Source organism: Pseudomonas sp. IT-232MI5 (assembly GCF_949767845.1).
Taxonomy (GTDB): domain Bacteria; phylum Pseudomonadota; class Gammaproteobacteria; order Pseudomonadales; family Pseudomonadaceae; genus Aquipseudomonas.
The window spans coordinates 554,740-571,722 of the sequence record NZ_CATKQE010000022.1 but is presented as its reverse complement, the minus strand read 5'-3'; the positions used below and the strand labels follow the sequence as shown (position 1 = coordinate 571,722).

At 61.9% G+C, this 16,983-nt stretch carries 3 protein-coding genes; 2 read left to right on the top strand and 1 reads right to left on the bottom strand.

All coding sequences use genetic code 11. The features are described from left to right. Position 1: 1 nt before the first annotated feature. On the top strand, positions 2–12,322 hold the full coding sequence (locus ACM6JQ_RS15935; RefSeq protein ID WP_414894163.1) for a non-ribosomal peptide synthase/polyketide synthase: 12,321 nt from the start codon (positions 2–4) through the stop codon (positions 12,320–12,322). A 75-nt stretch (positions 12,323–12,397) separates the two neighbouring features. Continuing rightward, complete coding sequence (locus ACM6JQ_RS15930) at positions 12,398–13,354, top strand: alpha/beta hydrolase (protein ID WP_414894162.1); 957 nt, start codon at positions 12,398–12,400, stop codon at positions 13,352–13,354. Positions 13,355–14,409: 1,055 nt separating this feature from the next. Here ACM6JQ_RS15930 and ACM6JQ_RS15925 read toward each other — a convergent pair. After that, positions 14,410–16,890, bottom strand: coding sequence for a TonB-dependent siderophore receptor (locus ACM6JQ_RS15925; protein ID WP_007913351.1), 2,481 nt, complete (start codon positions 16,888–16,890; stop codon positions 14,410–14,412). Positions 16,891–16,983 lie beyond the last annotated feature (93 nt).

Genomic DNA, 16,983 nt, shown 5'->3' with positions numbered 1-16,983 from the left:
CGTGCAAGAGTTAATCGAGTCGGTAGGACAACTTTCGGCTAAGCAAAGAAAGGCTCTGGCGGTTCTGCTCAAGCAGAAAGGCGTCAACCTCTTTGACATTGCCCCGGTTTTCAAGCGCACGGCTGAGGAGCCGTTGCTGCTGTCCTACGCTCAGCAGCGCCAGTGGTTTCTCTGGCAGTGGGCGCCGCACAGTGCGGCCTACAACATTCCGACGGCCCTGCGTTTGCAGGGCCCGCTGGATGTCAGCGCGCTGGAGCGCAGTGTTCAGGCGCTGATCGAACGACATGAAACCTTGCGCACGGTGTTCTCTCAGGAAACCGCGCAACCCTTGCAAGTGGTCCTGCCCGCAGGACCCTTTGCACTGGAGACTCATCAACTGAGCGCTGAGCTGACCAACGACGCGGATGCTTTGATCCAGGCGTTCGTGCAGACCCAGAGCCAGAAAACGTTCGACCTGCAGCACGGCCCGCTCTTGCGCGCAGCGCTGCTGCAAGTCACCCCCAATGACCATGTGCTGGTGCTGACCCTGCACCACATCGTCTCCGATGGCTGGTCGCTGCAAGTTATGATCGAGGAACTGGTGCAGCTCTACGCCGGTTTCAACCTCGGTCACGATGCCGGTCTGCCGGCCTTGCCGATTCAATACGCCGACTACGCCTTGTGGCAACGGCAGTGGATGGAGGCCGGTGAGCAGGAGCGGCAACTGGCTTACTGGCAAGAGAAACTCGGCGGCGAACAACCGGTACTCGAACTGCCGATGGATCGCCCGCGCTCCATCGAGCAAAGCTTCGCCGGCGCCAGCCACAACCTGATTCTCGACCCGGCGCTGAGCCACGCGCTCAAGGCCTTCGCCCGGCAAGAAAACGTCACCCTGTTCGTGGTCTTGCTGGCCTCGTTCCAGGCCCTGTTGCACCGTTACAGCGGTCAGGCCGACATCCGCGTCGGCGTGCCGAATGCCAACCGTGGCCGGGTGGAGATCGAGCGGCTGATCGGCTTCTTCGTCAACACTCAGGTGCTCAAGGCCGACATCGACGGGCAGATGTCCTTTGTCGATCTGCTGCGTCAGGTCAAACAGACTGCGCAGCAAGCGCAGGCCCATCAGGACTTGCCCTTCGAGCAACTGGTCGAAGCGCTGGAACCGGGCCGCAGCCTCAGTCACAGTCCGCTGTTCCAGGTGATGTTCAACCATCAGGCCGAGCGCCGCGCGAGTGTCGAAACCCGTTTGAATGGCTTGAACATCGAGCCGCTGGAATGGCAGAGCCAGACTGCGCAGTTCGACCTGACCCTCAACACCACCGAACAGGCCCATGGCATCGAAGCCGTGCTCAAGTACGCCACGGATCTGTTCGACGCGGTGACCATCGAGCGTCTGGCGCAACACTGGAACGCGTTGTTGCAGGCCATCGTCGCCGAGCCGACGCAACGTATCGGCCAGTTGCCGATGCTCGATGCCGGTCAGCAGCAACAATTGCTGGCGCAGTGGAATCCTCAGTCTGTCGAGCAACCGCTTGAGCAGTGCATTCACCAAGCCATTGAAGCGCAGGCCGAGCGTTATCCCGACGCGGTCGCCGTGACGTATGACGGGCAACGCCTGACCTACGCCGAACTCAATCGTCGCGCCAACGAGTGGGCGCATGCGTTGATCGCCCGTGGCGTCGGCCCGGATGTGCGTGTTGGCGTGGCGGTCGAGCGTTCGCTGGACATGATTGTCGCCATCCTTGCCGTGCTCAAGGCCGGTGGCGCTTATGTGCCGCTGGATCCGGGTTATCCGGATGATCGCTTGAGCTACATGATCGAGGACAGCGGCATCGAGCTGCTGTTGACCCAAGGCCATCTGCTCGCGCAACTGCCGGTGCCGTCGGGGCTGGCGTGCCTCGATCTGGATCAGGCGCCAGAACACAGCATTGAAACCAATCCGCTGTGCCTGACCACGCCGGACAGCCTGGCGTACGTCATTTACACCTCTGGCTCCACCGGCAAACCGAAAGGCGCATTGCTGCCGCACGGCAACGTCATGCGGCTGTTCAGTGCCACCGAGCACTGGTTCGATTTCGGCCCGCAGGACAGCTGGACGCTGTTCCACTCCTACGCCTTCGACTTCTCGGTCTGGGAGATTTTCGGCGCGCTGCTGTATGGCGGCAAACTGGTGGTGGTGCCGCATGACATCAGCCGTTCTCCGGAAGATTTCTACACCCTGCTGTGCGATGAAAATGTCACCGTGCTGAACCAGACGCCATCGGCGTTCAAGCCATTGATGCAGGTCGCCAGCGAGTCGACGCGCAGCAACTCATTGCGCTACGTGGTGTTTGGTGGCGAGGCGCTGGAAGTGCAGAGCCTGCGCCCGTGGTTCGAGCGTTTCGGCGACCGCGCGCCAACGCTGATCAATATGTACGGCATCACCGAAACCACCGTGCACGTGACTTACCGACCGTTGTCGATGGCTGATCTTGAGCAAAGCCACAGCAGCCCGATCGGCGAGCCGATTGTCGACTTGTCGTGGTACTTGCTCGACAGCTCGCTGAATCTGGTGCCGCAAGGCTGCATCGGTGAGTTGTACATCGCCGGTGCCGGTCTGGCCCGGGGCTACCTGAATCAGGCCGGCATGACCGCCACGCGATTCGTTCCCGATCCGTTCAATCCGCAGGCCGGCGAGCGTCTGTATCGCACCGGTGACCTGGCGCGGCTGCGCGGCGATGGCGTGATCGAGTACATCGGGCGGATCGACCATCAGGTGAAGATTCGTGGTTTCCGTATCGAGCTGGGCGAAATCGAAGCGCAACTGCTCAAGCACCCTGAGGTACGCGAAGCGGTGGTGCTGGCGGTCGACGGTATCAGCGGCCAGCAACTGGCGACGTGGATCGTCGCGAAAGAACAACTGGACGGCGAAGGGCAGGGTGCACTGCGCGATTCGATCAAGGCACATTTGCGCGAGACCCTGCCGGACTACATGGTCCCGGTCAGTTGGGCGTTCCTTGAGCGTCTGCCGCTGACGGCCAACGGCAAGCTCGATCGCAAGCAACTGCCGCATCCGGAAGTTGCGCAGGTACAGGAAGTGTATGCCGCGCCGCGCAACCCACTGGAACAGCGTCTGGCCGAGATCTGGCAGGACGTGCTGAAGGTCGAGCGTGTCGGGCTCAACGACAACTTCTTCGAGCTGGGCGGTGACTCGATCATTTCGATTCAGGTGGTTAGCCGCGCCCGTCATGCGGGCATTCGCTTCACCCCCAAAGACATCTTCCAGCACCAGACCGTGCAACGTCTGGCGACTGTCGCGCAACAGAGCGACGCGGTGCAGATGCAGCAGGGCGAAGTGCTCGGCGACGCGCTGCTGACACCGATCCAGCATTACTTTTTCAATAGCGACATCCCGGCGCGGCATCACTGGAACCAGTCGATCCTGTTGACCCCGGCTACCACGCTGCAAGCGGCGCCACTGGAGCAGGCGCTGTTGCACCTGCAACGCCACCACGACGCCCTGCGCCTGCGCTACTGCCAGACTAACGACGGCTGGCAGCAGAGCCACGCGCCTGCGGATCAGGCGCACGCCTTGCTGCGCACGGTCACACTGGACGACAGCGCCGCATTGCCCGCGCTTTGCCAGGAGTTGCAGCGCAGTCTGGATTTGCTCGATGGCCCGTTGATTCGCGCAGCATTGGTTGACTTGCCGGACGCCAGCCAGCGTCTGTTGCTGGTGATTCATCACCTGGTGGTCGATGGCGTGTCGTGGCGGATCCTGCTGGAGGATTTGCAAACGACCTATCAACAGCTGAGCAGAGGTCAGGCTGTGCGTCTGCCGGCCAAGACCAGCGCGTTCAAGGATTGGGGCAAGCGTCTGCAGGAGCATGCCCGCAGTGCCGAGCTGGAAAGCGAACTGGATTACTGGCGCGGGCAGCTGCGCGATGTGTCGGTCGAACTGCCGCTGGACAATCCACAGGGCCAGTTGAGCAACCGTTTCGAACGCAGCGTCGATACGCGTCTCGACGCCGAACGCACCCGTCAGTTGCTGCAACAGGCGCCGGCGGTTTATCGCACCCAGGTCAACGACCTGCTGCTGACCGCGCTGGCCCGCGTGCTGTGCCAATGGACCAACACCGACAGCGCACTGGTGCAGCTTGAGGGGCACGGTCGGGAAGACCTGTTCGATGACGTCGACCTGAGCCGCACGGTGGGTTGGTTCACCAGCATGTTCCCGGTGCGCCTGACCCCGGACGCGAGTCTCGAAACCTCGATCAAAGGCATCAAGGAGCAACTGCGCGCGATCCCGCACAAAGGCATCGGCTATGGCTTGCTGCGTTATCTGGGCAGCGCCGAGTCGCAAGCAGCATTGAACGATCTCGCACGTCCGAAAGTGACGTTCAACTACCTTGGCCAGTTCGACAACAACTTCGACGAAGGCGCCCTGTGGGTGCCGGCTACTGAAGACAAGGGCGCCGGCCAGGACGAAAACGCGCCGATGGCCAACTGGCTGACCATCGATGGCCGGGTCTATCAGGGCCAACTGAGCCTGACCTGGACTTACAGTAGCGATGTCTTCGAAGAGTCCACCATCAACGCTTTGGCCCGTGCTTATGAAGTGGCGCTGAGCGAGTTGATCGACCATTGCCTGAGCCATCCAAGCGGTGGTTTGACGCCGTCGGATGTGCCGTTGGCCGGGTTGTCCCAGGCGCACCTGGACAGCTTGCCGATCGCCGCCCAACGCATCGAGGACATCTATCCGCTGGCGCCGATGCAACAAGGCATTCTGTTCCACAGCCTGTACGACGCCGATGCCAGCGCCTACGTCTATCAGATGCTGCTGGATATCGACGGCCTCGACGTGGCGCGTTTCCAGCAGGCGTGGCAACGCGTGGTGGATCGTCATGAAGTGTTGCGTGCCGGGTTCATCTGGGGCCGCGACGGTCTCGATGCGCCGTTGCAAGTGATCAATCGCCAGTTGACCCTGGAAATGCCCGAAGTCGATGTGCGCGGTGTGGCGGACTTGCCGGCCGTGTTTGAGGCGCGGGCGCAGGCTGATCGCGAGCGCGGTTTCGATCTGCAGAATCCGCCGCTGCTGCGTCTGTGCCTGCTGCGCACGGCTGATGATCGCCATCGGCTGATTTTCACCTGCCACCACATCCTCATGGATGGCTGGAGCAACTCGCGGATGTTCGGCGAGGTGTTGCAGGATTACGCCGGTCACCCGGTGCCGAGCGCGCAGGGTCGTTACCGTGATTTCCTGGTCTGGCTGCAAGGTCAGGACAAAGCCGCCTCACAGGATTTCTGGCGCGGACAGCTGGCCGCACTGGAGGAACCGACCCGACTGGCCTCGGCTTGCCACGGGCGTACCGTGCCGGGGCCGGGCAAACAGATGCATCGCCTGCATTTTGACCAAGCCTTCACTCAGCGCCTGAACGGTTTCTCCCGTCAGCAGCAAGTGACCCTCAACAGCCTGGTACAAGCCGCATGGCTATTGGTGTTGCAGCGCTACACCGGCCAGGCCACTGTGGCCTTTGGTGCCACGGTGTCCGGGCGTCCGGTGGATCTGCCGGGCATCGAGCAGCAATTGGGCCTGTTCATCAACACCTTGCCGGTGATCGCCAGCCCGCAGGCCACGCTCAGCGTCGGCGACTGGGTGCGCAGCGTGCAGGACAAAAACCTGTTGCTGCGCGACTACGAGCAGACGCCGTTGCAGGACATCCAGCGTCTGGCTCAGTTGAGTGGCGAAGCGCTGTTCGACACCTTGCTGGTGTTTGAAAACTATCCGGTGTCCGAAGCGCTGGAAGCCAACCCGGGCGGTCTGCGTTTTGGCGGCCTGGAGCACCGCGAGCAAACCAACTACGGTCTGACCCTGATCGCCGGGGCCAGCGACGTCTTGAACCTGGACTTCAACTACCTCACCGAGCACTTTGCCGAACGCAGCGTGCTGAGTCTGGCAGGGCATCTGGAAGAAGTGCTGCGTCAGTTCATTGAGGCGCCACAGCGTCTGCTCGGTGAAATCGGCCTGTTGCCACTTGCCGAACGCCAGACCCTGGCGCAATGGAACGCCAATCAGGCTGCGTATCCGGCGGAACGACTGATCCCGCAGAGTTTTGAGCTTCGCGTCGCGGCGCATCCGCAGGCACTGGCTCTGAGTCATGCGGGCGTCGCCCTGAGCTATGCCGAACTCAATCAACGCGCCAACCAACTGGCCCATCATCTGCTGGCGCTGGGTGTCGGTGCGGAAATCCGCGTGGGCGTGGCGATGCCGCGTTCGGCGGAACTGGTGATCGCCCTGATGGCGGTGCTCAAGGCCGGTGGCACCTATGTGCCGCTGGACCCGGATTACCCGGCAGATCGCGTGGCCTACATGCTCGACGACAGTCAGGCGAAAGTCTTGCTGACGCAGCAATCGCTGCTGGCGCAACTGCCGCAGACCGATGCGCAGGTGGTGCTGGTCGAGGCGGGTGGTGCGGCGTTTGCCGAGCAGCCTGCGGACAATCTTCCGGCGCGCGCTGATTCGGCCAATCTGGCCTACGTGATCTATACCTCCGGTTCCACCGGCAAACCGAAAGGTGTTGCCATCGCCCACCGCAACGTACAGGCGCTGATTCACTGGTCTGCCGAGGTCTACAGCGAAGACGATCTGCACGGTGTGCTGGCGTCGACGTCGGTGTGCTTCGACCTGTCGGTGTGGGAGATTTTCGTCACCCTCGCACGCGGCGGCTCGATCGTCATGGCGCGCAATGCCCTGGAGCTGCCGGACTTGCCGGAGCGCGATCAGGTGCGCCTGATCAACACCGTGCCGTCGGCGATTGCCGCGCTGCAACGCACCGGGCAAATTCCGCCGGGCGTGCGCATCATCAACCTCGCCGGTGAGCCGCTGAAGCAGAGCCTGGTCGACACGCTCTACCGCGAGACGGCGGTGGCGCATGTCTACGACCTGTACGGGCCGTCGGAAGACACCACCTATTCGACCTGCACCCGCCGCGAACTTGGTGGTCAGGCGAACATCGGCCGGCCGCTGGTCAACACCACGGCGTACCTGCTCGATGAGCAATTGCAGCAAGCGCCAATTGGCGTGGCGGCCGAGCTGTATCTGGCCGGCGACGGCATCACCCGTGGCTACCTGTTCCGCCCGGGCCTGACCGCCGAACGTTTCCTGCCCAATCCATTCTCGAGCAGTGGCGAGCGCATGTACCGCACCGGCGACCTGACTCGCTTCACGGAGGACGGCCGAATCGAATACGTCGGGCGTATCGATCATCAGGTCAAGGTGCGCGGTTTCCGTATCGAGCTGGGTGAAATCGAAGCGCGTCTGCTCGCTCAGGACAATGTGCGCGAAGGTGTGGTGTTGGCGGTGGATGGCCACAGTGGCCAGCAACTGGTCGCGTATGTGGTGCCAAGTGACAGCAGCCTCAGCCTCGAACAACTGGACGATTTGAGTGAAACGCTGCAGGCCGCGTTGAAGGCGCATCTGCCGGAATACATGGTGCCGGCGCAGTGGCTGTTCCTCGAACAGTTGCCGCTGACCCCCAACGGTAAACTCGACCGCAAGGCCTTGCCGGCAGCGGACGTCAGCCAGTCGCAGCGCGAATACGTGGCGCCGTCGACGCCGCTGGAGCAGCAACTGGCCGAGGTCTGGCAGGACATTCTGAAGATCGAGCGGGTCGGCGTGACCGACAACTACTTTGCGCTGGGCGGCGACTCGATCATCTCGATTCAACTGGTCAGCCGCGCGCGTCAGCAGGGGATTGGCTTCACCCCCAAAGACCTGTTCCAGCAGCAGACCGTGCAGAAGCTGGCTGCAGTGGTCTCACTCGAGCACTCGGCTGGCGAGGCGCCTGCGGATTATCCGTTGGCCGAACTGGATCAGGCGCAGCTCGATGCGTTGCCAGTGCCGGCGGACATGATCGAGGATGTCTACCCGCTATCGCCGATGCAGGAAGGCATGCTCTTCCACACGCTGTCGGATAACGGCAGCAGCCTGTACGTGCAGCAGGTCAGCCTGCCGATCAAGGGCCTGGATGTGGAACGCTTCCGCCAGGCGTGGGAATTTGTCATCGCCCGTCAGGCGATTCTGCGCACCAGTTTCCATTGGCAGGACGGCCTGGCCAAACCGTTGCAGGTGGTGCATCGCCATGCGCCGTTGCAAATGCAGGTGCTCGATTGGCGTGGTCAGGAGACCAGTGAGGAGCGGATTGCCGCGTTTGCCAGCGATGACCGCGCGCTCGGTTTCAATCTGGCCGATGCGCGTTTGTTGCGGGTGACCCTGCTGCGCCTGAGCGACGATCAGTACCAGATGATCTGGACCAGCCACCACATCCTCATGGACGGCTGGAGCAGTTCGCGGCTGTTCGGTGAGGTCCTGCAGTATTACGCCAAGGGCGAAATCATCGGCGAGAACGGTCGTTACCGCGACTTCATCGCCTGGCTGCAGGCACAGGATCAGGACGCCCAGGAGTTGTTCTGGAAGGCGCGCCTGGCGGTTGTCAGCGAGCCGACGGCACTGAGCCAGGCGATGCACCCGCGCCACAGCGCCGATGTTGCCGGTCACGATGCGATCTATTCGAACTGGGACACAGCGCAGACCGCGCGGCTGTTGCAGTTCTGCCGCGACCTGCGCATCACCCCCAACACGCTGATTCAGGGCGCATGGTTGCTGCTGTTGCAACGCTACACCGGGCAGCAGACGGTGACCTTTGGCGCCACGGTGTCGGGGCGTCCGGAAAGTCTGGCGAATGTCGGCAACATGCTCGGTCTGTTCATCAATACCTTGCCGATCATTCAGACGCCGCAAGCCGATCAGCGTCTGGCTGACTGGCTGGGCGAAGTGCAGGCCTACAACCTCGACATTCGCGATTACTCCCAGGCGCCGCTGGCCGATGTACAGCGCTGGTCCAGCCTCGGTGGTCAGGCGTTGTTCGATAGCATTGTGGTGTTCGAAAACTTCCCGATCGACGACCGTCTGCAGGAAGAAAACGACACTGACCTGACCTTCGGCAAATCCATCGGCCACGGTGTGACCAACGTGCCGATGGACCTCGCGGTGATGCTCGGTGACGAGTTATCGATCGAATACCTGTATTTGCGCAGCCACTTCAGCGCCGAGGCCGTCGTCGGTATTCGCCAGACCATGGAAAACACCCTCGCCGCGATGCTGGCGGCGCCGTACGAACGCCTCGGTAATTTGCAGCGCTTGAGCGGTGAGCAATGGCAAGCGGCGCAGGTCTGGAGTGCTGAACCGGCGCATACCCATCAAGCGGCGCTGGTGCCGGAATTGATCAGCCGTCACGCGCAACAACAGCCGCAGGCTATTGCTCTGCAATGCGCCGGGATGAACCTGACCTACGCCGAACTCGAGCAACGCGCGAACCGACTGGCGCACTGCCTGATCGAACACGGCGCCGGTCCGGAAGTGGTGATCGGCGTGGCCTTGCCGCGCTCGCTGGAAATGGTCGTGAGCTTCCTCGCCGTGCTCAAGAGCGGTGCGGCGTATGTGCCGCTGGACATCGAGTATCCGCCGGAGCGTCTGGCGTACATGATCGAAGATTCGGGCATGGCGCTGTTGTTGACCCAGAGCAGCCTGCGAGCGACCTTGCCGGCGCCGCAAGGTCTGCTGCGCCTGGAAATCGATCACCTTGATGAAAGCCGTTATGCCGACCACGCCCCCGACTGCCGGGTGCAGGAACAGGGCCTGGCGTATCTGGTTTACACCTCGGGTTCCACCGGCCGACCGAAAGGCGTCGCGGTGACGCAAGGCCCGCTGAGCATGCACTGTCAGGCCATCGCCGAGTTGTATGAAATGGACGCCAGCAGTTGCGAACTGCACTTCATGTCGTTCGCCTTCGACGGTGCTCATGAGCGCTGGTTGAGCACCCTGTACAGCGGCGGTCGTCTGGTGATTCGCGACGGTTGCCTGTGGACACCGGAGCAGACCTATCAGGCGCTGCATGATTACGGCATCACCATTGCCTGCTTCCCGCCGGCCTATCTCAAGCAGCTGGCCGAGTACGCCGCGGCCAGCGGTATCGCGCCGCCACCAGTGCGCATCTACTGCTTCGGCGGTGATGCGGTGCCGGATCAGACCTTCGAGCAGGTCAAGGCTGCGCTGCGTCCGCAGTACTTCACCAACGGCTACGGGCCGACCGAAACCGTGGTCACGCCGATGCTCTGGAAAGTCCCGGTCAGCCAGCATTGCGAAGCCGCGTATGCGCCGATCGGCCGTGCGGTGGGCGCACGCTCGCTGTACGTGCTGGACGAGGATATGAACCCGCTGCCGCCAGGCTTTGCCGGCGAGTTGTACATCGGCGGCTATGGCGTCGCCCGGGGTTATCACGGCCGTCCGGAGCTGACTTGCGAGCGCTTCGTGCCCAACCCGTTCGCGGCGGGTGAACGCCTGTATCGCAGCGGCGACCTGGTGCGTTTGCGTGCCGACGGTGTGGTCGATTACGTCGGCCGTATCGACCATCAGGTCAAGGTCCGCGGCTTCCGCATCGAACTGGGCGAAGTCGAGGCCAGTCTGCGCCAGTTGCCGTCGGTCACCGACGCACTGGTGATCGCCCGCGACAATGCTTCCGGCAAGCAACTGATCGGTTATGTGGTCACTGCGACCGGCGAAGACATTGGCGATGAACTCAAGGCGGGTCTGCGCACCTCGTTGCCGGAATACATGGTGCCGGCGCAGATCGTTTGCCTGAGTGCTTTCCCGGTAACGCCTAACGGCAAGCTGGATCGCAAGGCGCTGCCGGAACCGGAATTCAAAACCGAAGAATACGCCGCCCCGCGCAATGAGCAGGAAAGCCTGCTCGCGGACATCTGGGCGCAGGTGCTGCAAGTCGAACAAGTGGGCATCAGCGATAATTTCTTTGAACTGGGCGGCGACTCGATTCTGAGTTTGCAGGTGATCTCCCGCGTCAGAAACCATCCGACGTTGCAGATGGATCTCAAGCTGCGCGACCTGATGCGTTATCAAACCATCGCCGGCATCGTCGAGCAGGAAGCGGCGAAGGAGGGCACGCCAAAACCGCAGGCGGACGTCACGCACGTCGCCGCCGAGGGTTTGTTCAATCTTCTGCCGATTCAGGAGTGGTTCTTTGCCGAAGGCATGGCCGAGGCGCATCACTACAACCAGTCATTGCTGTTGAGTGCGCGCCAGCCGCTGGACCTCGATGCACTGGAGCAGGCACTGGGCTGGATCGCGCAACATCACGACTCGCTGCGCCTGCGGTTCTCCCACGAAGGCGGGCGCTGGTTGCAGCGTTACTGTGACCTTAGTGAACAGGGCGAAGCGTTGCTCTGGCGCCGCGAGGCGGACAACAGCGAACAGGTCGAAGCCTTGGCCAACCTCGCCCAGCGCAGCCTGAAACTCGACGACGGGCCGGTCTGGCGGGTGATGCATGTTGCCTTGCCGGATGGCCAGGCGCGCCTGCTGGTGGTGATTCACCACTTGGTGGTCGACACCGTGTCGTGGCGAATTTTGCTCGACGATTTGAAAGTGGCATACGAGGCCTGCGTGCAGGGGCTCGAACCGAAACTGCCGATTCGCACCAGCAGTTACCGATCGTTCGCCGAGGCCTTGCAGGCGCAGGCGCCGGTGATTGCGGAGCAGGAACTGGCGTACTGGCGGGAGCAACTGGATCAGCCGGGCGTCGACCTGCCTTGCGACAACCTGCGTGGCAAAAACCTCGTGCGTCAGCAGGCGCAGGCGCGACTGAAACTGTCTCGCGAGCACACTGAACAACTGCTCAAACAGGCTCCGGCGGTATACGGCACGCAGATCAACGACCTGCTGTTGTCGGCGCTCAGTCGTGCCCTGTGCCGCTGGAGTCAACAACCGTCGGCGCTGATTCTGCTCGAAGGCCATGGTCGTGAAGACCTGTTCGAGTCCATCGACCTGAGCCGCAGCCTGGGCTGGTTCACTAGCATGTTCCCGGTGCGTTTGCGCCCCGACAGCGACGACATCGGCCAGTCGATCGTCAATGTGCAGGCACAGTTGGCAGCGGTACCGCAGAAGGGCATCGGCTATGGCGTATTGCGTCATCTGGCTGGGGCTGAGGTGGCGCGGCAACTGGCCGAACTGCCGCAAGCACGGGTTACGTTCAACTACCTGGGGCAGTTTGACCAGAGTTTCGACGAGCAGGCACTGCTGGTGCCAGCGCTGGAAGAAACCGGCGACAACTACAGCCTGAAAGCCAATCTGGGCAACTGGCTGGAAATTGTCGGCCAGGTCTATGACGGTCAGTTGGCCTTGCGTTGCATCTACAGCAGCCAGCGTTATCGCGCCGGCACGATGGATGCCTTGATGGACGATTTCCAGCGTGAGCTGGAGGCGTTGGTCGAGCATTGCATGGCACGCGTGGGCTGATCGCCACGCGCTCAGTCATCTCCGGGGGCGCTGCCGAGGTGCGCCCCTTTTTTTGCCGATACAAGGATTTTAGCGATGTCGTTACACCCTGATCTGGAAGCCTTTCTCGACCTGGCCCAAGACAGCCAGGACGCCGGCCTGCCGGCCATGCACCAAATGACCCCGAGCGAAGCCCGCGCGACTTTCGAGCAGACCACTGCGCAATTGCGCTGGCCGGCGCCGCAAGACCTGATGGTCAGCGAAATCGACACGTCGGCACGTGATGGTGCGCCGTTGGCACTGCGTCTGTATCGCCCCAATGCTGGGGCCTCGCCGATGCCGGTGCTGGTGTATTTCCATGGTGGTGGTTTTGTTGTCGGCAGCCTCGATTCGCACGACGGTGTGTGCCGCGAGTTTTGCCAGCGCACGCCGTGTGCGGTGTTGTCGGTCGGCTATCGACTGGCCCCGGAGCATCGTTTTCCAACGGCGCTGGAGGATGGCGAAGACGCTTTGTCATGGTTGGCGGAAAACGCCGTAAGTCTTGGCCTTGATGCCTCGCGCGTGGCGTTTGGTGGCGACAGCGCCGGTGCCACGTTGGCCACGGTGCTGGCGCTGCAGGCGGTGGTGCAACCGCACACTGTGGCCATCGCACCCAAGGCACAGTTGTTGTGCTATCCGGTGACCGATGCATCGCGCGTGCACGATTCGCGGTTGTTGTTCAGTGAGGGTTATCTGTTGGAGAACGATACGCTTGACTGGTTTTATCAGCATTACGCTCGCAGTCCGCAAGACTATCTGGATTGGCGCTTTTCGCCGTTGTTGGCGGAGGATCTGCGCGGTGTGGCGCCGGCGATTGTGTTGTTGGCGGGCTTCGATCCATTGTTTGATGAGGGGCAGGCTTATGCTGACAAACTGCGTGGGCAGGGGGTGAGTGTCGAGGTTGAGCACTGTCCGGGGCTGACGCATGATTTGCTGCGGATGGCTTCGGTGATGCCTGATGTTTTGCGGGTGCATGAACGCCTGAGCCGGGCGTTGGCGGGGGTGTTGGGGTGATTGGGGGGTGTTTGGGTTTTGGGTGAATATCCGTTGCTGCGGTAACGGCGGCTTAGGGTTCCGCCCTTACGGCGGGTCACCTTTTCCAAACGCCGAAAAGGTAACCCAAAAGGCTTGCTCCTACGTGCGGCCCGCTCGCTGAGGCTCGGGGTTCCTTCGCTCCGGTATCGATCCGGGCGCAGCGCCTACGGTTTGCTTCGCTGCACCTCCTCTCGCTGTGTTTGGCTGCGCCAAACGGTCGCTGCGCTCCCACGCCCGGATCAATCCCTCCACTCAGCCTTCCGACGTCGCCTTACAGATCAAGAGCAGGCGAGCTGACACTCGGCCTATTGAGTGGTGAAGAGCGGGTGTTTGGCTTTGGTTTTTTGGTGGATTCGCCCCTCATCGGAACGCCGCCCGCCCAGCCCTCTCCCGAGGGAGAGGGAGCCGATTTGTGGGCTTCTCAAAATCTGAGTTCGACTCGGTATTTCACGTCGATCTAGCTCTCCCAAACACTTCGGTCAGTCCCCTCTTTCTGGAGGGTGAGGGGCTGATTGGTTTGCTTTTTAGAGCCTGAGTTCAAAGCGGTATCGCAAGTCGGCGGAGTTCGCCCAATCACCTCGATCAGTCCCCTCTCCCTCTGGGAGAGGGCTAGGGTGAGGGGCTTTTGATGTGGCTTTTGATCTTGCTCTGGCTTTGGCTTTTGATTTTTTGTCCCTTCGGCAGGCCGAGCGGAGGTGTTCATCCGGGGGTAGGCGCGCAGCGCCGTGCGGCGCAGCCGCATACATCGAGAGGAGGTGCAGCGAAGCAAACCGTAGGCGATGCCCCCGGATGGACACCGTAGCGAGGGAACACTGAGCCTCAGCGAAGTGCCGTACGCCGGGGCAAAGCCTTTTGGGTTACCTTTTCGGCGTTTGGAAAAGGTGACTCGCTGTAAGAGCGAAACCGCCAGCGGCACCACCCGCAGCAACGGATATGCCCCCAAAACCCAAGGAGCATGGTCGGCCCCAAGGCCGCCAAGACTAACAGGCGAAAAAAAGCCCCGCCAAAGCGGGGCTCTCTCACATCACACCCAATCAGAAGTCAGCCTTGACCGACATCACGAAGTTACGCGGATCACCATAGAAGTTACCGAACCCTTCGGTACCAATGGTCGAGTAGTAACGCTTGTCAAACAGGTTGTTCCCGTTAAGCGCCACCGACCAGGTGTCATCGATACGGTAGCCAATGCGACCGTTCCAGACCGCATAACCGGCGCCATCAATGTTGTCACCGCCCAAAGGCGAAGTCCGGTAGTTGCCCGTCTGCGCGTTGACACCCGCACCGATTGTCACGCGATCCAGTGGCCCGCTCAGGCTGTAGTCACCCCACACACGCAGCAAGTGGCGCGGCACATAGGAGTTGTAAACCACGCCATCCTGAGTGGCGTCGGCATCTTCCAGCACCTTGGTCTGGGTGTAGGTGTAACCGGCGAGCAATTGCAGGCGGTCAATCACTTCACCGCTGACTTCAGCTTCGAAGCCTTGCGCGCGAACCTTGCCGGAGTTGATCGAGCAAGAACTGTCCTCGCAACGCGGGTCATCCTGGGCGGCATCTTTCTGAATGGTGCGGAACAGGTTGAAGGAGCTGTTCAGACGACCGTCGAACCACTCGCCTTTGATCCCCAGTTCGTAGCTCTGCCCGACCAATGGCTTGAGGGTGCTGCCATCAATGGTCTTGTAGGCGCCTTGCGGGGTGAAGATGTCGGTGTAGCTGGCGTAGGCAGTCAGGTTGTCATTGAGGTCGAACAGCACACCGGCGAACGGCGTAACCTGGCCGGTTTCGGTGGATTTGGTATCGACCTGGGTGCCTTCGCCACGGAAGTACTGCACCGAATCGGTATCGGACTTGTACCAGCTGACACGGCTGCCCAGGACCAGGGTCAGCGGATCAGCCAGTTTCAGGCGGGCGATCGAGTAGGCGCCGTATTGCTTGATGTGCATGTCCACCGGGCCGCCACGGGAGGCGTTGGCCAGGTAGTAGCTTTCGTCCGGTTGCGGGATGTGGTGGTTGGGGTCGAGCACGTTCTGCCGTTGTGGCAGCGCGGCGACGGCGTAGAAGTCATCCTTGTGCGAACGGCTGGCGTTGGCGCCGATGGTCAGTTCGTGTTGCTGACCGAAGGCGTCGAATTTGCCGTCGACATAGGCATCGAAGCCGTAATCGCGCTGGTCGTAGTCGTAAATGCTGCCCAGCATCAGGGTGTTCGATGCGGTGGCACCGACCGGTACCGCGCCGCTCGGGAAGGCGTATTCCATGTCCTGGGTGTTACGCGAGTACACCCCGGCGACTTTCAGCGACCAGTCGTCGTTGAACTGGTGTTTCAGGTCGGCGAAGTAGGTGGCGCGTTTGCTGCGCTGGTTGTTCCACGCGGTGTTCAGGCAGGTGGAGCGCTTGAGGTGCAGGTCGGAGCCGTCGGCGTAACGCGGCAGGCCGCCCCAGCACGGGGTGGCATCAACATCTTCCCAGGCGAAGCCCAGACCCAGGGTGGTATCGGGGCTGAGGTCGAAGTCCAGGGCGCCGTAGTAGATCTGATCCTTGCGGCTGGCCACGTCGTAGAAATATTGACGGGTCTGTTCGGTGACCACGGCGCGACCACGGATGGTCCCGGAGTCGTTCAGCGGGCCGCCGGTGTCGACCTGGCCACGATAGTTGTCCCAGGTGCCTGCCGACAGCGACAGTTGCGTGTGCGCAGTGTCCTGGCCGCGTTTGCGCACGAAGTTGACGCCACCGGCGGTGCCGCCTGCGCCTTTCATCATGCCGGCCGCGCCACGCAGGACTTCCACGCGGTCATAGATGGCCATGTCGCTGTTGAAGCTGTCGGCCTGCACGTAGCTGCTGCCGATATCCAGCGGCACGCCGTCGTACTGGTACTGGCCAGTCATACGGAAGCCGCGAGAGTAGAAATATTTGCCGCCCATGGGCGAGTCATACACGGTGATGCCCGGGGTCTTTTCCATCACCTGTTCGATGGTGTTGAGGTTCTGATCATCGAGCATCTTGCGGGTCATCACCGTGACCGACTGCGGGGTTTCCTTCAGCGAGTGCACGCCCTTGCCAATGGTCACGCCACCGGTGGTGTAGGAGTTGCTGCCCTCGGTGGTGGCGCCCAGGCGGCTGGCGTTGACGTTGGTCGGGGCCAGTTCCATCGCGCTGCCGGTGGCCGGGCCGAGGACGGTCACGGTGTTGCCGTCACGCTGGTAGCGGATGCCGGTGCCGTTGAGCATCGCCTTGAGTGACTCATCGTCCTGGTAGCGGCCGTTGAGTGCGCTGGAGCGCAAACCTTGCAGGCTTTCCGGGCTGTAGATGATTTGCAGGCTGGTCTGCTGGCCAAGGGTTTGCAGCGCCTGCGCCAGTGGTTGCGACGGGATGTTCAGGGTCCATTCCTGGGCCTGGACATACGGCGCTGCCGTGAGTGTCAGTGCCAGACCAAGGCCGGTGCCGGCCAGTCGAGTGCGTGTCGCGCCGTGCACCAGCAGGGCTCGAGTCAGAGGGCGAAGCATGAAACGGGATGCGGACATGAGGTTAAGACCTTGGCAGGTATAGTTGTTAATGGTTCTTATTCATCTCATTAAGACGAGGAAGCCGCGGCAAACCGGAAAATTATTTTTCCG

Excerpts from the sequence above, each read along its gene's own strand:
- ACM6JQ_RS15930 (WP_414894162.1), top strand. The coding sequence starts at position 12,398 with ATGTCGTTACACCCTGATCTGGAAGCCTTTCTCGACCTGGCCCAAGAC.
- ACM6JQ_RS15925 (WP_007913351.1), bottom strand. The coding sequence starts at position 16,890 with ATGTCCGCATCCCGTTTCATGCTTCGCCCTCTGACTCGAGCCCTGCTG.